Raw genomic sequence first — 20,778 nt, forward strand, 5'->3', positions numbered from 1 at the left:
CGCAAACCCCATGCTTCAGTAACATGCTATTGCCTCACTTAGGTATTAAGCCCGCATTCGTCGCCAAAACTTTAGCGGGCTTTCTTATGTCTACAGCAACGGGTCAACTGCAATGCGCCCCGTTGCCCTCCGCTCGCTCGCCTTCACTGCCAAGCAAGTAAACCTCGTGCGCCAAGTTACTACGCAACTGGCTAAAAAAATCACGCCGTTTAATGTGCTCGTTGCGGCTAGTCACGATGGTATTCACATTAGCTGCATTCATATCAGCCGCGCCCACATCACCCGCCAATAGCGCAATAGAACGCTCCGCGCGTTGTTCTTCCATCAGCAGATAATTCATGATCCAATCGATGCTCACCGTTGGCAGCAACAACTGCTTACCACTGCCCAGCAACGCCTTATCCACTATGTCGGTCGCGATAACCGCCAAACGCTCGGGGCGACTATGCTGCAATTCATCGCAGTTCCTTAACACCTCAACCATTCGGCCCACCTGCGTTCGTCTAAACAAATCCGCCGTGGTATGCCCATGAAAACAGGCAATGTCTTTGCCCATGTTCACGCCACTTAACGCTGCCCGTTCAGAGGTTGCCGCGCTAAGATTTTTGGTGTTAGGCTGAGTGCTATTAGGCATTTTCGACTTAGCTTTAAGCGCCATCGCCTTAAGCATTAACTGCTTTGCTTGCATCATGAGTAACGTCACTTGCGCGGTTTCCATTTCGGTAAGCGCGGTTACGGCGGGCCCATCATCACTGCTAACTTGCCCATGTACCGAACACGCGGCGCCGCCCTCCAAACAACAAATTAAACATTCAGGATCAAACATCGTTTATCCTCCTCACTGCCACTTAGGTATCAAGCCCGCGTTCGTCGCCAAACTGTGGCGGGCAATTTGATAACGGCACTTTTTACGCGCCCAGTTATCACTTAACTGATTTGTGAACATGTCATTCACTCCTTCTTTTATTCCAACAAGTCATTTCAACAACTCATTTCAACAACTGCCACTTATGCCCATTGGCACACACGGCGCGTTTCGAGCCCGACTTGGTTTGTTTTAAAGCCAAACCGCACTGGCCACACGGCACATCAGCCACCCGCTTAAGCATCACCGCATTAATCTGTGCGCTGTGATCCGCGCGTTTAGGCCGATACCCTAACGCCCGCGCCACTTTTACATACTCTTTCGCAATCCATTTGCCATCGGGTTCTAAGTGCAAACCGTTGCCGATCATGTCGCCCAAGCGGATCAACTGTTGGTGCAGCTCGGTTTTAGCGCTGGCGATAACATTGATGTTTAGGTTCGATTGCTGCATCGCGGTCACTTCTCGGCCGCGAATTGCGCCGCCTTGCCGCCATGACTCGCTAAATACGGATACGCCAGCTCTAACGCCGCCATGCTCGCTTGCGTGGTTGCCGCCGACTCTTTTAACTCGCGGTGCGCCGCCACTAACTGCTCGCGCTTGGGCTCACTGCCCAAATGGATCACCGCCACTTGCGCCTCGGCGTTCTCTTTGGTGAGCGATGCCGCCATATCAGCCACATGCAACACATGGCCGTCACTCATGCGATCAGCAATAACCGTCACCCCAGTGCAACCAAACACATCGTTGAGATACTGCACCCGCAAATGCTCGGGCAGTGCCGCCACCAATGCTTGCTCTACATGAAACAAGCGATCAGCCTGCGGATGTTGGCCCTCGTACTGGCCAAGCCAGCGGAACAGCTTTTGGGCATTAATCCGCGCATCGTTGTGCACGTCTTGCGTGCTGGCAAAGCTAATCCCCTCCGCCGCCAGCACCTCACTTAGCCCAAGGCGCTCAACCGCCGCCACAAAATCTATCGCCAGCGCAAAGCGCGTCATCTTGGGTAACTCCAACACCCGATGAATCGTTTTCATCAACAAATTCAAACGACTATCTTTTTTATGTGAATGGGTTTTCATGTGTACTTACCTCCTTCAACCTACAGTGAACCTAAGCCACACTCGCCGACTTAGGATTATCTAAAACTGAGTTATCCTGTTTATCGTTTGATTGATTTACAGCATGTGGAACACATTCCAACGGATCAGGAAAAACATCGGTAAACGAGCATGAGGAGCCTAATCGATTGAGAGCATTAACCATTTCCCAAGCTTTTGATGTATTCAATTTACGGATTCCGCTTTCATATCGGTCAATAGAACTCTGGCTGACGCCTACAATGTCACCGACGTCTTTTTGAGTTGCGTTAATGGCATTTCTGTAATGTTTTAGTTTGTTCATATGAACCTCCGCAGCAATATATACCATTACGGTATTTTTGACGCAACGAAAATATACCGTATCGGTTGTTTTTATAACATGCCGATATGGCATAATTTGGATATGAAAATGAATTGGTATGATCTGGTTAAGTCCAGAATGAAAGAAATTGGTATTACGCAAGATGTGCTGGCAGAGCGCATGAATATGGCTCAGCCAACTATTGCTAGATATCTAAATAAAAAACGAGAACCAGATTTGGAAACCATTGCATCAATAATGAAGCATGTAGATCTTAGTCATATGGTTTTAACATCAGACGGATTAGTCGAGTACCCTGATTCTGCTATTGAAAACACCAGAGTTGTCGAAAGAAATATGTCATATCAACGCGCATTTCCAGTAATCAGCTATGTACAAGCAGGAGCTTGGGCAGAAGCGATTGAGTCAGTTCCTGCGCTTGCTTCAGATGAATGGTATGAAACCACAGAACGAACCGGTGAGAAGTGTTTTTGGCTGAGAGTTTCTGGCGATTCAATGACAGCGACATCTGGTATTAGTTTCCCTGAGGGAACTTTAATCCTTATTGATACTGAACGCGATCACCAAAGTGGCTCCTTTGTAGTTGCAAAATTAACTGACGTTAACGAGGCCACCTTTAAAAAACTGGTGATGGATGCAGGACAAAAATTCCTTAAACCGCTAAACAACGCATACCCTACGCTGCCAATTAATGGAAATTGTAAGATTATTGGTGTTGTTGTGGATGCTAAAATTAAGATTTTCTAACTCGTTAGAATTTTGAATAATAAAGGAAAAGTGGATTGGACGAGCAACGACTGCTCAGCAATGAGACAGTACAAGTTAGACACATGCTGTTTACTGTAGAAAAGCCTTTCCAATTAGTTAACCTAGTCCACTGTTCACTTAAATAACAGCCAAAACCCGCGAAAGCGGGTTTTTTATGCTTCGCCTAACAGCAATAATCTATGACTATTGTGTTCCATTGCCATTGCCTTCACCCGTTTGTATTGGCCGCTTTGTTGTTGAGATATCTTCAGATATAAATCCCTGCACTGATAATAGCGCCGCCAAAAGCATAACTTAGTGCGTTCTCCGCCGCCTCCAGCCGTAAAGTCCCTTAGCCTACGGTGAGAGCATTTGAATAACACCACCTGCACCCGTATCTAAAAAGCGCTTATGCTCACGGTCAAACTTTTGGCTAGCGAGCCCAACAACTTAATAGTGGTACATTGATCAATATCCGCGATCATTCCCTCCAATATTCAGCTTGATAAATGCTGTTCGCCTTGTTGAAACCATCAAAATCTATCCACTTACTGCCCGTTCATTACTGCCCATCTAAATATCAGCACTAATTCCTTGAGCAAGAATATACCAACACAAAATAATAATTCCATTTTGGTATTGACCACCAAATACCATATCGGTATATTTATTCCATCAGCGACATGCCCTGCTTTACAATCTGGCCCATGAACGACTGATAAATCATTCGAGATTTATTCCCAATGGGTACTACCGAGGACAAGGAAATGATTCTAGCGAAAGTTCACACCACACCTAAGCAACGCGATGAGTTTCGTCTACTGGTTGCAATTCGTTTTGCCTGCTTGATGGCGCTGGCCAAGGGCCACACCGACCCAATGGATTGCCCACGGGTGCAAGTCCGTTGCGCCGAGCTGGTCAAGCATTTTGCCTATCACCACCCAAGCCCTGCGTTTTACCGCCAGTTTATTCGCCACACAGGCGAACTCGGGCTCAATTTCTGCCTGCGCTTTACCGAGCCCCTACAAGGTTTGTACGGCAAGGTGATGGTGTGGCGTAACGACTCGCAAGCCGTCACTAATGTGCATCCGCTGCACACTTTGACGACAGTCACGCCCGTCGGCCGCTAAGCAGTAGAGCCGCAGAGCCGCCGCACACATTCACGATTTTGGCTATCTAGGCAAAGCAACCAAGGGGTGATGGTCCATATCCCGATAACGATAACGGCGACAGTTTCACCTTGTTGGAGGCAATTATGTTTTTTGTTTACGGCGTGTCCATGACCTTAGCGAAAAAGCAGGCGGCCAAAAAGTGCAGCACCTCAGTAGGCGCACACCCTAACCGCCGTCAGCTGAGCCCCGACGAGTACCAAGCCAAGTTGGATGATATGGCGCAGCACTTGTTTGAAACCATGAAGCCACAACGCCTGTCGCATTCGTTATCGACGCCCGCGCTGTGCCAGCAATACATAGTTTTAGCCATGACCCAAGAAGCCCACCGCGATGTGCATATTCGCTATCACAAGCTGTCGGACAAGGTGAACCCCAAAACCAAGAAACCCATCATCAATCTGGTGGTGTTTAACGGCGAAGCCGCAGCTTAGCTCGGCTGAGTGCAGTGACGAGAGAAGGAAAGCAGCATGTTAACTGATGACAAACCGCTACACAGCGATATCAAAATCGGCGTTGGCCATATCGTCGCGTTTAAGGAAGGTTGGATGTTGCCCGGTGGCAAGTTTACCACCGACCGCACTGTCGCCATTCGTGCCGCCAAAGGTCTGCACCGTTTCTTGGTTAGAAGATAAGGAAATCAGCATGAGCCAACACATCGAAATCCCCGCATTCTTGCTTGAAATGTCACAGCAAATGCACCAACAAGATAATCGCATTACTGCGGAGCCAATCTGGCAAGTGCGCTGCAAGCGCTACTTAGTGACTCAAGAAGGCTACAACGATCATCACTGGGAGATTTTTTACGGTGAAGACGGCGATTATTCAACGCTCTATCGCTCTGATGATGGCGATAAAAGTAACCTTGCTGAATGGTTGCTAGAGCATGATGCCGAATGGTGCAAAACGTGGTTATTCGAGAACGACAAGATCGAATCTTATCACGATGAAATCGAATCATTTGCCGACGTATTCACTCAAGCGTTTATCGAAGGTTTTGATGTTGATTCAGATCATTACGATTTGCCATCAAACCTCACCAAACTTCACTTTCAAGAAATTGAAGAGGTCATTAAATCCTGCCTCACCGAGGCTGATGCAAATTGGTTTCTCAGGCGTAAACAGCATGATTACCCACATCTATATACCTATGTCGCGTCAATGTATTTGTGCCCTCAAATGATTGAGTTACGTAACTGGATCCTGTCACTGACTAAGGCAGAGGTGGCGGCATGAACCCATTATTCTACCTGCGTGATTCGCGCGACAATGTTGGCAGTACTTGCATGTTTTGGGCAGACCGTGGCGGCTACACCAGCAACTTAGATCTAGCTGAGGTGTTTACCCTTGAAGAAGCACAGCGCCAATTTAATAGCCGTCACACTGACGTTCCACTTAGCAAGGAGCTTGTCGATGAGCAATCAACCGTACGCGTTGATCACCAGTATCTTGGCGATGAGGGTGAAAAGTCAGGCTGTGATGAATACGTTATTCGCATTGGGGATCGCACTGATGGCAACGATGTTTATTGGCTAACAGTCGATTTTAGCTCTGTAAGTTACAAGGCATCTGTCGTATTTACATACCAAGTTGCGCTAGTCAGAGTAAACGAACTCAAGACACAAGGTATCGTTGCCAATATCTATGCCAAAACCGACATAGACGCCATCGCGCGCCGCACTTTTCAAGCCGCCAACATCAACGAGCGCAGCATGATCACTGCTGCTGGCATTCGTAAACCCAAGCGACCACGCACCCGCCAAACCACAGGTAAAACGCGTGGCAATTGCCCACATTGTGGCTGCATTACTTGGGGATTAAATCCTTACGAAGCCTATAGCTGTGCTGATCAATATAGCGAACGCATGGAGCTTGATTTTACGGTATCCATAAGCTGCGAAGAATTGAAGGCAAGGAGAAAGGCAGCATGAACCACTTACTCCCGGGCTTTGAATCACAAGAGCGCGTTGCGTTATTGCTGTCGCTTACCCGCATTAGTTCGCCCGAGGTGATTGCCGCGTTAACGCTGCATTACACCAGCGCCCTACCCGCCGAACGCGCGGCGGCTCGCCACGGTATTGAACTGTCGAACTTTATGCGCGGGCAAAAGAAGCTAGAGCAAATCGCCGCCACGGTCGAGGCCATTAAGGCCATCGACTGGGCCAAGCTGCAATTAACTCATTTGCAATCAAGCGCTTTGCTAACAACTCCTTTGCAACCGAAGCAGGTGGCCTAAATGACTCAATCAGCGGCGTTTCGCCATCTGCTAAATCATTACCGCAGCCATAAGTTAAGCCTGTTACTCAAGGCAAAAACGGGCGACAGCATCAAAATCGCGCTGGCGCTGGGCGCGTTAGATTGCCTGTATTGGCAAGCATTGGGCAACGGCTTAACCAACTTAGCCAAGGGCATTAGCCGCACCATAGTGTATTCGTACCGATATCACCCAATGCGTTTGCCCTGCCATTCGCCTGTCAGCCAAACCCGCGACAGCCAAAACAAGGAGGCGGCATGAATACGTTCAGCACTAAAGCGGGCGTGGTCACGCTATCTAAGCCCTACTCCACCTTGATGTGCGATCAGCAACAAATCGAAGTGAAGTACACCCCCAACAACTACCACGGCTGGGGTATTTGTAAGTCTTTTAACGCCATCGAGTGCAGCGACTTCGGCCAAGCCGACGCCGAAGTATTCGCACTCAACGCAGAATCAAAACTCAGGATAAAAGGAGAAGCAGCATGCGAGGCTTAATCGTCGATAATTTTGCAGGCGGTGGCGGTGCAAGTACGGGCATAGCGTGGGCGATTGGTCGCAGTGTGGATATTGCCATTAACCACGACCCTGACGCCATTGCGATGCATTCAGCAAATCACCCAGAGACGTTGCACTATTGCGAGTCGGTATTTGATATCGACCCCGTGCAAGCTACTGCAGGTAAGCCGGTTGATTTAGCTTGGTTCTCACCCGACTGCAAACACTTCTCAAAAGCCAAAGGCAGTAAGCCCGTGAGTAAAGAGATCCGCGGCTTAGCTTGGGTGACGGTTCGCTGGGCGATGATGGTTCGGCCGCGCGTGTTGATGCTTGAGAATGTTGAAGAATTTAAAACGTGGGGGCCTGTTATTGAATGCCCAGTCACAGAGGCGATGCGCCCCTGCCCTGAGCGCAAAGGCGAAACCTTTAACGCCTTTGTCAGTATGTTGAGTACTGGCATAAATGCAGATCACCCAGCATTAGCGGAATGCGTTGAAACCTTGGGCTTACTCGATACCGCTAAACTGATGAAAGGACTGGGTTATAAGGTGGAGTGGCGCGAACTACGTGCCTGTGACTTCGGCGCCCCGACCATCCGCAAACGCCTATTTATGATCGCCCGTTGTGATGGTCAGCCCATCGTCTGGCCTGAGCCAACCCACGGCGCACCCAATAGCGAAGCGGTTAAATCGGGCAAGCTGCAACCTTGGCGAACGGCGGCTGAATGCATCGACTGGTCACTGCCTTGTCGATCCATCTTTGGCCGTAAAAAGCCGCTGGCTGAAAACACCATGAAGCGTATTGCGAAAGGGATTCAAAAGTTTGTGTTTGATGCCAAGGAGCCGTTTATCGTTCCGCAAAATGTCACGTTAGCCCCTTTTATTACTGAGCACGCGAATGCCAGTAATCAACGCAATATGCCCGTTGATGAACCCTTGCGCACGATATGCGCCCAAGTAAAAGGCGGTCACTTTGCGGTGGTGCAACCGGTACTGGCGGCGGCCAATATCTGCAAGCATTACGGCGGCAATTACTCGGGACCAGGTGACGACCTTAATAATCCCTTACCGACGGTGACAACGGTTGATCACAACGCGCTGATCACCAGCCACATGATTAAATTGCGTGGTACTAACCTCGGCTTTGCAATGGATGAACCCGCACACACGATCACCGCTGGCGGCTTACACCTCGGCGAAGTGCGCGCGTTCTTCATCAAATACTACGGCAACGAGCAAGACGGCGTGGCATGTAATGAACCATTGCACACCATCACCACCAATGACCGCTTTGGCCTAGTGATGATCAAGGGTGAGCCCTATCAAATCATCGATATTGGTATGCGCATGCTCGAACCCCATGAGCTGTTCGCCTGCCAAGGTTTCAACCCTGAATACATTATCAGTAACTACAACGGCAAATCGACTAAGAAACAGCAAGTCGCCCGTGTGGGCAACAGCGTTCCGCCCCCATTTGCCGAAGCACTCACCCGCGCAAATCTCCCCGAGCTTTGCATATACACCGCCGAAGCGGCATAGGAGTTTTTATGAACCCGATACAAGCAGCAACAGTAGAACGTGAAGAAGGTTATTGGACCCATCCAGATTTGCCCGAGTGGGACGAAGGCGTAACCCGTGTGGAGTGCGAAGCATGGGCGGCACGCCAAGGCGGCGAGTTTGTGGCGATTTGGTTTGAACTCGACGCCCCTGAAAACCAGATCGAGCGCTACTTTGACGAGGGCGATAACGATATCAGCGATTGGAACCCCGTTTGCGACAAGGCCGGCTCATTCTTGCTGAGTATTCACGACACCGAAGATGGCCCCGTCGCGCTGTTCTTCGCACCTAAGGACAAAGAAGCGGCAAAGGAGGTGAATGACAAAAAACCGTGTTAACGATGTTAGAAAACAGCTGTTCGGTGTACCCCTGCTCTGACAACTAAAAGGTCAGGCAAAAAGATTTAAATAACAATACTATCAGAACATTAGAGGTTAATTATGAACGTTAAAAAACCAATTGAAAACGTTGTACCGGCTAGATGGATTCGCGGCAATTTAATGCCAAATGTGTTTGGCATTACCTCCGAGGCTGCACGTAAGTATCGCGAGCGAGGCGTTTGGTTGGAAGGTAGGCAATGGCGCTATGACCCTATTGGTCGCATTGTTTACAACATCAATGAAATTGAACAGTGGATGGAAGGAGCCGCTTAATGAGCAATTTACCAAAGGGAGTTGAAAAACTCCCTGTTGGGGTTGAAATCAATTTTAATACCGTTCGTATAGTATTTATGTTCAATGGCAAGCGCTACAGAGAACCATTAAAGGGTTACTCAAAGATTACAAAGTCAGTCATTAAATATGCCGAAAATAAGCGAAATACTATCCTAACTGAAATTGCTGAAAATCGATTCGACTACATAGCACACTTCCCTGAATCGATTAAAGCGATGGAATTTGCAGGTATTTTAATTGAGCGCCGTAACGTTGCGAATGGTGTAAACCACTGGCTTAAAATTCAAGATGTGACCAAAGCAAAGAGCACATCAAAAAACTATCGTAGTAAGTCGAAGCACGTTATTAACTATTTTGGGGGTGATCAGCTAATTTCTGAAATTAGTCGAAGTCACCTACTGATGTTTCAAGCAAACATGCTTAAAGCAGGCCTTTCTCCAAAGACAGTTAATGATGTGTTCACGATTGTTCGTGGTGTTTGGTATGTCGCATTTGAAGATGGGATCATCAGATCTAATCCGCTCGATAGAATAAGTAACATTGAGCGCGATACACTTGAAGAAACTGCAGACCCATTTACTCGTGACGAACTTGAAAGAATTGCGGCAGACGATACAAGTCGCCGCGGTGACATCAATATGATCATGTTCTGCTGCTGGACAGGCCTGTCATTATCAGAGGTGATTGCGCTTGCATGGGAGGATATTGATACCGCTAATTGGACAGTAAACATTCGACGGGCCAGAGTGCTAACTCAATACAAAGTCCCAAAAGAACGTGGGCGAGTAAGAGTTATTGAGCTAATCGATCCAGCAAAAGAATGGCTTATTGAGCAGATGCAACACACGATGATGCTTCCAACTATCGAATTAGAAGTGAAGCAACGCGACAATATCACCACCAAAAATGAAAATATTCGGTTTGTATTTTTAAACGGTAAGAGCGAATTACCTTGGTATGATCATTCGGTTCGTCGTTGGTTTACTGGTATTTTAGAACGCACCAAGTTACGCCATCGTGGACCGAATCAATGTCGCCACACCTTTGCAAGTCAGCTGCTTTCTAACTACGTACCACTTGAATGGGTTGCAAGACAATTAGGCCATAGCGATACCACAATGATTAAAAAACATTATGGCAAATGGATACCTAAGGACTCGCAAAAAATGGCTAATCGAGTGTCAGAAATGCTTGGTTTTACCAAGGACACAGAAGGAGAACAAAACGGCGATTTTGCCCAGCTTTTGCCCAGATGCAACAAGGGGAATCAGTAAGATACTGATTCCCCTTGCTTTAATTTGGCGGTGAGAGAGGGAGTCGAACCCTCGATACGTTACCGTATACACACTTTCCAGGCGTGCTCCTTCGGCCACTCGGACACCTCACCATATGTCGATTTATGTTAGCGTGGTTAATCTTTCACGTTCAAGAATCACTAACGATTTAGTATAGCCTTGCCGAGAGGCTTTCATCGTTAACGGAGCGGTACTGTACGCAAAAGCCTAAAGGGGGTCAAGTAAAAAAGACTCAGTTTCAGGCGGTTGCACAATTGCTAAACAAACCGACGTGATTTCTTGAATCTTTTCACCGTTTTATACCGTTAATTGACGGTAAATTTGTGCACTTCTTTTGACATTGAATTCGCGTCAAACGTCAGGGCTTTGGTCAGCTCCCTAAGCTCATCGGAGATCCTTTGAGTATTAAGGTAAATCTCACTGATCTTCAATGCATTACGGTTTACGTCTTCGGATACGGCCGATTGCTCGTGGGTTGCGGTGGCAATTTGCTCGTTCATGCGGTCAATAATGCCGACTTGCTCCACAATCCGTTTCAGTTCAACGCCCGCTTGCTCGGCTTCATGAACACTGTTATTCGCCTGTGCCAAGCCTCTGTCCATGGCTTTTACCGCAATGCTCGCCCCAGCCTTCAATCTATCTGTCATGTTTTTAATATCAGAGGTCGAGGTTTGTGAGCGCTGTGCCAAACTGCGGACTTCATCGGCAACAACAGCAAAGCCGCGGCCCATTTCCCCTGCTCGCGCGGCTTCAATCGCGGCATTGAGTGCGAGTAGATTGGTTTGCTCTGCAATACTGCTGATCACCTCAAGCACAACCACTATGCCATGAATTTCACGGTCTAAGTCGTTGATGGCTTTAGAAGCCCCACTGATATCATCGGCTAAGGCTTTGATCGCTTTGCTGGTTCGGCCGACTTCGAGGTTACCTTCTTTAGCCTCTATATTGGCGGCGGAGGACGCTTCTGATGCCTGCACGGCATTGCTGGCAATCTCGGCCACTGTCGCACTCATTTCAGTCATCGCCGAAGCCACTTGCTCTGCCTCGCTGTGCCCCGCCATCACATCTTGCTCCATGGCGTGGGTACAAACATCCATTTGCGCCACCGCTTGTTGCAGTTTTGCGCCGCTGGAACGCACATGCAGGATCACCTTTTCAAAATCACTCATCATGTCGTTAAAGGCGATGGCAAGTTCACCAAACTCGTCCGAGCTTGTTTGAGTCAAACGCACGCTTAAATCGTAATGTTTGCGGGCTTGCGTGATGGTCGAATATAAATGATGCACGCTGTCGTGCAAGTAGCGGATCACGGATAAACTCAATATCAACACAATCGCTAATACTGAAATTAAGGTCGCGAGCACTAAGAACATTTTTTCATTTGCTAAGGATAATCTTTCATGGGTGGTATTGAGTAAATCTGCCGAGACTTGCTGTTCAAACTCACGTAATAGCTCAATCCGCGCGGTTGATTTACTGAACCAGTCTTCGGGACTTTGTTGTTGGATTTTTTGATTGTCTTGTTCAAATGCAAGCTGGCGTAATAACTCAACATCGTGCATTGCCGCAGAACTTTGCAAACGGTTAAATGCCACTAATAAATCTGAGTCTGCTAGCGCTAAGAACCGCTCTTGATAAGTATTTTGCTCCGACACTAAGGTAATAAATTTAGCGTAAACCTTAGGCTTAAATCCGGCTTGGCCGAAGGTTGAACTTAACACCGCCCTTTCTATCCCTGCTCTTTCCTTTAATTGCAAAAAAGCACTAAAGGCAGCAGCTTTGATGGCAATTTCTTGGTTGGCACCCGTTTTTGCGGTTTCATCGACTATCGCCAGTAACAATTTGTTTAATTCAGTGTAATAGGCGACTTCGTCGGCGACGCTGATACTTAAACTGTCCACCTGTGAGCGAATTGAATTTAATCGCCCTAACTGTGAATTAAGTTCCTTAAGTTTAGGAGCAAATATCGTTGGCAACTGATTTTGAGTGATAAATTGCTGATAGAGACTAAGCTGCGTATCCGTTAACTGTCTTTGGCTTGGTATTTTACTGGCGAAGGCTTTTCCTGCTGAGCCGATAAATCCTGCACTCATTCCGCGCTCTTTTTGTAACTCGTGTACTAAGTTACTGTTTGTTACAGCCAACTCACTCAGTTGCACCACTAAGGTTAAATCTTGCTTATATTCATATTTTTCAATGAGGTATAGTGTACCGCAGAGGAAACAGGCTAATAAGGGAGGTAAGACAACCATTAATAATTTTTGTTTTAGACTGAGATTACCAATCCATTGCCATTTCATAGAAATATCCTTTTAAACTTAGTGTTAGACCAAATAACCAAACACTAGGTATAGCATATGATTAACCATATAACGACTAAGGCTTATGGGAAAACTCAGGTTAATCCTCTGATAAACGAGGATTTACCTCATGTCTCATCAATAGCGTTAGATTTGGCTTTTCGGGTAAGGTGAACCGCGGGATAAACTTGATAAACATCAAACGAGTAACTGATAAAAACAAAAAACGCATGGGATAAACTCCAATGCGTTTCATCAAAAGAAGAAAAACTTAATCCTGCGGGGTAATACGACTCTAGCTAAAGAGCTGCGGGAATAATCCCTTTACACCAGCCGCAATCACTTCAATACCTATGGATAGCATCAACAGCCCCATAAGACGAGTAATGACGTTAATCCCCGTCTTACCCAAAATCTTATAGATGATGGATGCCATTCTAAACAGGCCAAAACTCACTAAACCAAACACAATCACAGTAATGAACATCGCAATGATGTTCGACAATGAATTATGCTCAGCGGCAAAGACGATCACCGAACTGATAGCACCAGGTCCGGCCATCAGTGGTAAAGCCAAAGGCACAACCGCCACCGACTCCATCGCCGAAGACTCGCGGTCTTCCTCTTGGTTGCGCTTCACTTCACCTAATTTACCTTGCAACATCGACATCGCAATAATGGCGATCAGACTACCACCCGCGATCCTAAAGGCAGATAACGAAATGCTGAACATATTCAGAATGTGCTGACCCGCCACAATCGTGACTAAGAGGATCACCACAACCGCAAAGTTGGCCACTTTACCTGTGTGATTCCGCTCAGCTTCAGTTTGATGGCTGGTTAAGCTCACAAACACAGGCAACAACCCGACTGGGTTGATGATGGCAACTAGGCCAAGAAAAAATTTAACGTAAAGAGTTAACTCCAAGTTGCTATCCTTATGTGCGTGTCACGCCGTCTTCATCAAAATATGCTTGAGGGCAAGTATAGTATCTCAAGCGCTATTGACTGAAAAATGAGATTTTTGAGGTTAAATCACAACTTCGAATAATATTTAGTTATCGAAGTCGATGCATTTTCAACGCAATTTTAAACAAACAAGTTACCCTAAGTGTAGTTTTATTACATAAAAGCCCGATATTGTCGGTGGCGTCACACTTTAAATGCGGCTTTAGGTGTAATTTTCTACCATAAAGAGGATTTAGTGAATGCCTTGATTCACTAAATCTTTTTAGGAGTATTAATCATGACAGTGACCAATGCACAAGAACTGGATCTCATGGTCGAGCGTGTTGCGAAAGCACAAGCCGAATATGCGACATTCAGCCAAGCGCAAGTCGATAAAATTTTCCGCGCAGCGGCCCTTGCCGCTGCCGATGCGCGTATCTCGCTGGCAAAAATGGCCGCCGCAGAAACCCGCATGGGTGTCGTTGAAGACAAAGTGATCAAAAACCACTTTGCCTCTGAGTATATTTATAACAAATACAAAGATGAAAAAACCTGCGGGATTTTATCTGAAGACGTCACCTTCGGCACTATCACCATTGCCGAACCTGTGGGCATCATTTGTGGCATAGTACCGACCACTAACCCCACATCGACCGCGATATTTAAGGCCTTAATCAGCCTTAAAACCCGTAACGCAATTATCTTCTCGCCCCACCCAAGGGCCAAAGTTTCAACCACAACCGCAGCAAAATTAGTGCTCGATGCTGCCATAGCTGCGGGTGCGCCTAAAGACATTATTGGCTGGATTGATGAGCCCAGCGTCGCACTGTCGAATCAATTGATGACTCACCCTAAGGTCAATTTGATCCTCGCAACAGGTGGCCCAGGCATGGTGAAAGCCGCCTACTCTTCCGGTAAACCCGCGATTGGTGTAGGTGCGGGTAACACGCCTATTGTTATCGATGAAACCGCCGACATCAAACGCGCGGTCAGTTCGATATTAATGTCGAAAACCTTCGATAATGGCGTCGTTTGTGCGTCAGAACAAGCTGTGATTGTGGTTGACAGTATTTATGAGCAAGTAAAAGAGCGCTTTATCTCTCACGGTGGCTACATGCTATCGAAGGATGAAACCGCGGCGATGCAGCAGGTCATTTTAAAAAATGGCGGTTTGAATGCCGATATCGTTGGCCAAAGCGCCGCCAGTATCGCGCAAATGGCCGGCTTTGAAGTGCCGCACTGGACTAAGGTTCTGATTGGTGAAGTCACCGACATTTGCGACAGCGAAGCTTTCGCCCATGAAAAATTATCGCCACTGCTTGGCATGTATCGTGCCATCGACTTTAACGATGCCATGGATAAAGCTGAAGCTTTAGTCGCACTTGGCGGCATTGGCCACACTTCAGGGCTTTATACCGACCAAGATACCCAAACTGAACGTGTGCATGCCTTTGGTTTTAGAATGAAAACAGCACGTATTTTGATCAACACCCCAGCTTCACAGGGCGGCATTGGCGATCTGTACAACTTCAAACTAGCGCCTTCACTCACTTTGGGTTGTGGTTCTTGGGGCGGCAACTCGATTTCAGAAAACGTTGGCCCGAGTCATCTGATCAACAAAAAAACCGTCGCTAAGAGGGCCGAAAACATGTTGTGGCACAAGCTTCCTGCATCCATCTATTTCCGCCGCGGCAGTTTACCCATCGCACTTGAAGAACTGAGCGATAAAAAACGCGCACTGATCATCACCGACAGATTTTTGTTTAACCACGGTTATTGCGACGAAACCATGCGGATTTTAAAGGCCCAAGGCCTTGAAACCGAAATCTTTTACGATGTTGAAGCCGATCCCACTTTAGCTATAGTCCGTCAAGGCGCTAAGGTTGCCCAAAGCTTTAAACCCGATGTGATTATTGCGCTCGGCGGCGGCTCACCAATGGATGCGGCGAAGATTATTTGGGTGATGTACGAGCATCCAGATGTGGATTTTGCCGATTTGGCGCTGCGCTTTATGGACATTCGTAAACGTATCTACAAATTCCCTAAAATGGGCACCAAGGCCATGATGGTGGCTATTCCAACCACTTCAGGCACAGGCTCAGAAGTCACGCCTTTTGCGGTAGTGACAGACGAAATTACCGGTAAAAAATACCCGATTGCCGATTATCAACTCACGCCCAACATGGCTATTGTTGACCCAAATCTAGTGATGGACATGCCTAAATCTCTGACCGCCTTTGGTGGCATAGATGCGGTGACCCATGCTCTTGAAGCCTATGTCAGCGTGATGGCAAACGAATATAGCGACGGCCAAGCACTGCAAGCCCTCGACTTACTGTGCAAATATTTACCCGATGCGTACAACTTGGGCTCACAGTCACCTGTCGCCCGTGAAAAAGTCCACAATGGCGCCACCATCGCAGGTATCGCCTTTGCTAACGCTTTCCTCGGGATTTGCCACTCAATGGCGCACAAACTGGGCGCAGAGTTCCATCTCGCCCACGGTTTAGCCAATGCGCTGCTGATCAATAACGTAATACGCTTTAACGCAACGGATCTGCCCACTAAGCAAGCGGCCTTTAGCCAATACGACAGGCCAAAAGCCCTGTGCCGTTATGCTGCCATCGCAGATCACTTGAAACTAGGCGGAAAAACGGATGAAGAAAAAGTCGAAAAATTGCTTGAGAAAATCACACACCTCAAGAAGACGATTGGCATTCCTGCTTCTATCCAAGAAGCCGGCGTCAACGAAGCCGACTTCCTCGCCAAGTTAGATGAATTAGCCGAAGATGCGTTCGATGATCAATGTACCGGTGCCAACCCACGTTACCCCTTGATTAACGAGCTAAAACAGTTGTTCCTCGATAGCTATTATGGCCGTGACTATAGCGATAACAACTAGGCAATCACCTAACTATGCTAAGCCCGCGCTAAATAAACGCAGCGCGACATAAATGAAAAAGCCCTCGAATGAGGGCTTTTTACTGCGTGATGTTCAGTGAATGATCTAATTAAGGAGTCGATGCATTAATCGATCGCACGTAAAATCACTTCACTAGCCGCTAACTCAACTGGGCATCACTCAACTTACGATCACTAAGCTAATCAGCACTTAGCAGAGCATTACAACAAACTACGACTAACGCTGCGCCAGTACATAATCGATGGCGCTGGTGATGGCCGCAACCTGCGCCAGATTACATTCGGCAGGCGTAGCCGTTGGGCTATCTGGGTACACTTCTGTCGTTGTGTTATAGATACAACCCGTGACACTGCTGCAAAGCCCTAATGACTTAAGCGGATAGTTAATCACTCCGTGTTGCACCACTGTCGAGCCAATGATCTCGCCTTTCTCGTCGGCAGGGGCAATATGGGTCACTTTGCTCACGCCATCGATAATGGCTTTTTGGAAAGCATCCATTGAATGTTCGGTATCGCCCACAGCATAAAAGCCATCTGGGATAGTGCCTTTGTCATATTCAATGCCATCGCGGGCGCAAAGCGCTGGGCGAAACTCTAACTCATCTGAATCTGTGGTTTCATGTAAATCCACATGCACATCAAAACCTTGCGCAACTGAAGCAACTAAAGCCATCAAGGCCGCCGATTCTTCTGCAGGGCTGTTGGCATAGAATGAACGGTTCGGATCGATAGCCTTTGGGTTCCAGCGATTAATCGTCTCATAACCCCAAGGACTCACGCACACGGCAACCACTAAATTCACCTGTTGCACGTAATTCGTCGCTTCATTCGTTAAAAAGGCCAATGCGCCATGCACACCGCTGGTCTCGTAACCATGCACGCCGCCAGTCACCAGCACGGTTGGCTTTTGTGGATCAAACTGCTGGCTCTTCACCGCAAATATTGGGTAACGCTCGGCGTTAATCGACAAAGCGCCATATTGCACAATGCCAAGCCCAAGCGCAGACAGCTCTTCTTCCATCGCCTTGAGTGGCGTCACAACATCGTCTTGATATGAACGCTTGATTTGGGTGCTCGCCAGCCATGCGGCTTTTTCAGCCTCGCCCCATTTCTCGCCAGCGGTGCCGATGGGATAAAATGTTAAATTTGCCATAATTCCTCTATTTTTAGTTCTATTCGGTAAAGTTCTTTTTATTCCAGCTCTTTTTATTCAAGTTCTGTTCGTTCAAGCTCTTCTCGCTCAAGCTTTTTCGTTGAATTGCTATTCAGTCGAATGATAGTGCTCGTGTTTGGATGATAAATGAGTGCAGCCGACTCAAAGCGTCAGCTGCATGGGAATATCACGGATGCCACCGCGATCTCGCTCGGGTCCAAGGGGCACAAAGCCAAAGCCTAAGTACACAGCCTGCGCATTCAGCGCCGAGTTCACGGTAAATACGCCCGGATTGCCTTGAGCTACACACTGAGCTTTGGCATGTTCCCACAACATTCGCGCTACGCCTTGTCCCTGCGCATGGGAGGCAACAAAAAGATGATATAAGTGACTATTCGCCTTCATCCCCACTACACCTGCAAGTTGGCCCGAGTCCGTTATGGCGACATGATACTGATAACCCATAGCAAAGTAGCTACCAATCGCTTCAATCGACATGGCATTCACTAAGATTGCAGCGCCCTCTTCAGTGCATGTTGGAGCGATAAAGTCTTGGGTTAACTGAGTGAGCAATTCGCTTATTTCAGGGATATCAGCTAAGGTTGCGGCTCGAATATTCATCTTAACTCCTTGATTAAAAATAAATCCATTACATGACGCAATAAAAAGCCAGAACAGAGTCCTGGCTTTTTAAGACGCTTGAACAAAAGACGCTTCGCGTAAAACACTTTAATAGTTAATCACATCAAACGACTCGCCGATGATAACCCTATCAGGGCGAGCCTTACGTCTTTTATTAAACTGTCATTCACTGTTTGTTATTAAACAGTCTGTCATTCAACAGTCTGTTATTGTGCTAGCAGTTACTGCTTAGTCCAGCGGTCCATCCAACGGAATACATTGGCGTACCATTGCTCTAGGTTTTCAGGCTTTAAGATCCAGTGGTTTTCATCTGGGAAAATCAACAACTCAGATGGAATACCTTTACGCTGCATAAAGCTAAATGCCGCTAAACCTTGATCATAAGGCACACGGAAGTCTTTCTCACCGTGAATAACTAACATGGGGGTTTTCCAGTTTTCAACATAATTCACTGGGTTAAACTTCTCATATAAGGCTTTGTTATCTGAGTAAGTACCGCCAAATTCGTACTCAGGGAACCATAACTCTTCGGTCACATGGTACATAGAACGCATGTCGAACAGGCCAGCGTGGTCAACAAGACACTTGAAACCATCGTTCCAGTTACCTTGGATCCAGTTCATCATGTAACCGCCGTAAGAACCGCCAAGTGCACAGGCGTTTTGCGGATCGAGCCATTTTTGTTGTTGGCTCACTGCCGCTAGGCCTTTTTGCAGATCTTCTAATGGCTTACCGCCCCAATCTTGGCTGATAGAATCCGTAAAGGCTTGGCCGTAACCGGTAGAGCCGTGGAAATCCACCATGACAACGCCATAGCCTGCACCCGCCCATAACTGCGCGTTCCATCGACCGCTGAAGGCATTACCAAATGAACCCTGCGGTCCGCCATGTACTAAGTAGGCAATCGGGTATTTTTTACCTTCTTGGAAGTTAGCCGGTTTGATCCAGTAACCGTAGACGTCTTCGTTATTCCAACCCTTGAAGCTGAACTGTTCAAACTTACCGAACTTGATCTCGGCTAACTTGTCTTTATTCACTTCAGTCAGACGCTTAAGGCCTTGACCATCTGTGGTGATACTGTAGAGATCGCCTGGCTCAACTAAGGTTTTGCTGTCGAAAATCAGTTCATCGTTAGTGACCGCAATTAGGCTGTTTGTGCCATCGCTGTAGATAGAACGCACATCGCCAAATTGTGTATTCACTTGGAAAATAGACACTTGGCCTATGTCTTGCGCCGTGACGTACAAGGTACGATTGTCAGGGGCAAACATCAGTGAACTTGGGCTACGATCCCACAATGGCGCCACTTCTTTAGTTTGGCCTGTGGTAGTATCGCGCAGCATGATGCCGTAACGATCCGCTTCAAAACCCGGCTTCTTCATCGCTAAATAGGCCATGTAACGACCATCGCTCGAAAACGTTGGATGTGCATCCCATGCGAGATTGTCTTTGGTTAAGTTGGTTGCAGCGCCACCCGTGACTGGCACTTGCCATAAATCATAGTTAGTGGTCCAAGCTTGATCTTTGCTTGGCGCTTTCGCGCTATAAACGACGAATTTACCGTCTGGGGTGAAAGTCACTTCTTCCATACCCGAGAATGGTTTTGGCGGTGTTTCAGTGTCTAACCCTTGGGTGACATCAACAACTTTAGTCAGTTTTTCACCGTTGACTGCGCCAACAAATAAGTGGCTACGGGCGTGATCTTCCCAAGTGTCCCAGTGACGAACCATTAACTGCTTGTATTCGCGGCCAGTCGATTTACGCTCAGATTCAGCGGTAAATTTATCCTTTGAGCAGGCTAAATCCTTACACTCTGGGAATACGCGCATGCTGAGTACAACTTGCTTACCGTCGTTTGATAGTTTGTAACCATCTATATCCAAAGGTAAATCAGAAACTTGAACCGCTTCACCGCCCGTTAATGGCAGTTGGAATAGCTGGCTTGAACCGCTACGACCGGCAAGGAAATAAATTGATTTGTCGTCAGTGGCGAAACTCACATCGTGCTCAGTGCCTGCGGCAGAGGTCAGTTGTAACGGTTTCGCTTTCGTGTCAGTCAGATCCAATAGATACAGATCAGAACTGCCCTCTCCCTTATCGTTTACCGTTTTAAGACCATAAACTAATTTAGTGCCATCGTGAGACACAGTCGCAGAATGCATCTTATTGAGTTTAATGAGTTGTTGCACAGTAAAAGGCGTTGGATCGGCCGCTTGGGCTGATAACGCCAAGCCTGCGGCGCCGAGCGCCAATAGGAGAGGAGCTATTTTCATTGTTATGTCCGTCTTTTGTTGAACAGGTTCGAGGCTTGCAAATATTCGATAATCATCATT

23 protein-coding genes and 1 tRNA gene are annotated in these 20,778 nt (G+C 47.4%); 14 read left to right on the plus strand and 10 right to left on the minus strand.

Translation table 11 applies throughout. The annotated features are described in order from the left end of the window. Positions 1-103 precede the first annotated feature (103 nt). From Q4Q50_RS06340 to Q4Q50_RS06355, 4 genes are all read right to left on the minus strand, one after another. A complete protein-coding gene (locus tag Q4Q50_RS06340; protein WP_311898848.1) occupies positions 104-826 on the minus strand; it encodes a hypothetical protein in 723 nt (240 codons plus the stop codon). Positions 827-989: 163 nt separating this feature from the next. Beyond that, positions 990-1,316 carry a hypothetical protein gene (locus Q4Q50_RS06345; RefSeq protein WP_311898849.1) on the minus strand — a complete coding sequence of 109 codons (327 nt, stop codon included), beginning with the start codon at positions 1,314-1,316 and terminating at the stop codon, positions 990-992. 5 nt (positions 1,317-1,321) lie between these two features. Beyond that, complete coding sequence (locus tag Q4Q50_RS06350) at positions 1,322-1,945, minus strand: toxin YdaT family protein (protein ID WP_311898850.1); 624 nt, start codon at positions 1,943-1,945, stop codon at positions 1,322-1,324. 31 nt (positions 1,946-1,976) lie between these two features. Then, positions 1,977-2,267, minus strand: a complete 291-nt coding sequence (locus Q4Q50_RS06355) for a helix-turn-helix domain-containing protein (RefSeq protein ID WP_048908675.1) — start codon at positions 2,265-2,267, stop codon at positions 1,977-1,979. Between the two features lie 108 nt (positions 2,268-2,375). Between Q4Q50_RS06355 and Q4Q50_RS06360 the strand changes: the two genes are divergently transcribed. From Q4Q50_RS06360 to Q4Q50_RS06420, 13 genes are all read left to right on the plus strand, one after another. Next, entirely contained in the window at positions 2,376-3,035 is a 660-nt protein-coding gene (locus tag Q4Q50_RS06360; RefSeq protein WP_227257037.1) for a LexA family protein, read from the plus strand. Positions 3,036-3,802: 767 nt separating this feature from the next. Beyond that, positions 3,803-4,165 (plus strand): hypothetical protein, encoded by a 363-nt coding sequence (locus tag Q4Q50_RS06365; RefSeq protein ID WP_311898851.1) that lies wholly within the window; start codon positions 3,803-3,805, stop codon positions 4,163-4,165. A 125-nt stretch (positions 4,166-4,290) separates the two neighbouring features. Then, positions 4,291-4,638, plus strand: a complete 348-nt coding sequence (locus Q4Q50_RS06370; protein WP_012088961.1) for a hypothetical protein — start codon at positions 4,291-4,293, stop codon at positions 4,636-4,638. 36 nt (positions 4,639-4,674) lie between these two features. Next, entirely contained in the window at positions 4,675-4,839 is a 165-nt protein-coding gene (locus Q4Q50_RS06375) for a hypothetical protein (RefSeq protein WP_006083880.1), read from the plus strand. 10 nt (positions 4,840-4,849) lie between these two features. Then, positions 4,850-5,440 carry an ead/Ea22-like family protein gene (locus Q4Q50_RS06380; protein ID WP_012197006.1) on the plus strand — a complete coding sequence of 197 codons (591 nt, stop codon included), beginning with the start codon at positions 4,850-4,852 and terminating at the stop codon, positions 5,438-5,440. Then, positions 5,437-6,135, plus strand: a complete 699-nt coding sequence (locus Q4Q50_RS06385) for a hypothetical protein (RefSeq protein ID WP_012197005.1) — start codon at positions 5,437-5,439, stop codon at positions 6,133-6,135. The genes Q4Q50_RS06380 and Q4Q50_RS06385 overlap by 4 nt, the downstream gene beginning before the upstream one ends. After that, positions 6,132-6,440: a hypothetical protein gene (locus tag Q4Q50_RS06390; RefSeq protein ID WP_012197003.1), complete on the plus strand. Its 309-nt coding sequence runs from the start codon at positions 6,132-6,134 to the stop codon at positions 6,438-6,440. Before Q4Q50_RS06385 ends, Q4Q50_RS06390 begins: the two co-directional genes overlap by 4 nt. Beyond that, on the plus strand, positions 6,441-6,719 hold the full coding sequence (locus tag Q4Q50_RS06395; RefSeq protein WP_012197002.1) for a hypothetical protein: 279 nt from the start codon (positions 6,441-6,443) through the stop codon (positions 6,717-6,719). Further along, positions 6,716-6,955 carry a hypothetical protein gene (locus Q4Q50_RS06400; RefSeq protein ID WP_012197001.1) on the plus strand — a complete coding sequence of 80 codons (240 nt, stop codon included), beginning with the start codon at positions 6,716-6,718 and terminating at the stop codon, positions 6,953-6,955. Before Q4Q50_RS06395 ends, Q4Q50_RS06400 begins: the two co-directional genes overlap by 4 nt. Beyond that, complete coding sequence (locus tag Q4Q50_RS06405; protein ID WP_311898852.1) at positions 6,943-8,493, plus strand: DNA cytosine methyltransferase; 1,551 nt, start codon at positions 6,943-6,945, stop codon at positions 8,491-8,493. Before Q4Q50_RS06400 ends, Q4Q50_RS06405 begins: the two co-directional genes overlap by 13 nt. 8 nt (positions 8,494-8,501) lie before the next feature. Then, positions 8,502-8,849 (plus strand): hypothetical protein, encoded by a 348-nt coding sequence (locus Q4Q50_RS06410; RefSeq protein ID WP_311898853.1) that lies wholly within the window; start codon positions 8,502-8,504, stop codon positions 8,847-8,849. Positions 8,850-8,951: 102 nt separating this feature from the next. Next, the gene (gene xisR, locus Q4Q50_RS06415) at positions 8,952-9,164 is read left to right on the plus strand and encodes an excisionase family protein (protein ID WP_012196962.1); all 213 of its coding nucleotides are present in this window, start codon (positions 8,952-8,954) and stop codon (positions 9,162-9,164) included. Continuing rightward, entirely contained in the window at positions 9,164-10,459 is a 1,296-nt protein-coding gene (locus Q4Q50_RS06420) for a tyrosine-type recombinase/integrase (protein WP_311898854.1), read from the plus strand. Before xisR ends, Q4Q50_RS06420 begins: the two co-directional genes overlap by 1 nt. A 25-nt stretch (positions 10,460-10,484) precedes the next feature. On the opposite strand, the gene Q4Q50_RS06425 is transcribed toward Q4Q50_RS06420, so the two are convergent. The 3 genes from Q4Q50_RS06425 to Q4Q50_RS06435 all read right to left on the minus strand — a co-directional run bounded on the left by Q4Q50_RS06425 (position 10,485) and on the right by Q4Q50_RS06435 (position 13,708). Continuing rightward, positions 10,485-10,572: transfer RNA gene (locus Q4Q50_RS06425), tRNA-Ser, on the minus strand. Positions 10,573-10,785: 213 nt separating this feature from the next. After that, positions 10,786-12,780 carry a methyl-accepting chemotaxis protein gene (locus Q4Q50_RS06430; RefSeq protein ID WP_311898855.1) on the minus strand — a complete coding sequence of 665 codons (1,995 nt, stop codon included), beginning with the start codon at positions 12,778-12,780 and terminating at the stop codon, positions 10,786-10,788. Positions 12,781-13,075: 295 nt separating this feature from the next. Further along, positions 13,076-13,708, minus strand: a complete 633-nt coding sequence (locus Q4Q50_RS06435) for a YchE family NAAT transporter (protein ID WP_006081420.1) — start codon at positions 13,706-13,708, stop codon at positions 13,076-13,078. A gap of 318 nt (positions 13,709-14,026) precedes the next feature. Here Q4Q50_RS06435 and adhE point away from each other — a divergent pair, with 318 nt between their 5' ends. Beyond that, positions 14,027-16,630: a bifunctional acetaldehyde-CoA/alcohol dehydrogenase gene (adhE, locus tag Q4Q50_RS06440; protein ID WP_006081419.1), complete on the plus strand. Its 2,604-nt coding sequence runs from the start codon at positions 14,027-14,029 to the stop codon at positions 16,628-16,630. A gap of 237 nt (positions 16,631-16,867) precedes the next feature. Here adhE and Q4Q50_RS06445 read toward each other — a convergent pair whose 3' ends face one another. From Q4Q50_RS06445 to Q4Q50_RS06455, 3 genes are all read right to left on the minus strand, one after another. Further along, entirely contained in the window at positions 16,868-17,803 is a 936-nt protein-coding gene (locus Q4Q50_RS06445) for a M14 family metallopeptidase (RefSeq protein ID WP_311898856.1), read from the minus strand. Positions 17,804-17,965: 162 nt separating this feature from the next. Next, positions 17,966-18,424 carry a GNAT family N-acetyltransferase gene (locus Q4Q50_RS06450; protein WP_311898857.1) on the minus strand — a complete coding sequence of 153 codons (459 nt, stop codon included), beginning with the start codon at positions 18,422-18,424 and terminating at the stop codon, positions 17,966-17,968. 242 nt (positions 18,425-18,666) lie between these two features. Then, a complete protein-coding gene (locus Q4Q50_RS06455) occupies positions 18,667-20,718 on the minus strand; it encodes a dipeptidyl-peptidase 5 (protein WP_311898858.1) in 2,052 nt (683 codons plus the stop codon). Positions 20,719-20,778: the final 60 nt, after the last annotated feature.

The sequence above is a fragment of the Shewanella scandinavica genome (assembly GCF_031932065.1).
GTDB lineage: Bacteria > Pseudomonadota > Gammaproteobacteria > Enterobacterales > Shewanellaceae > Shewanella > Shewanella baltica.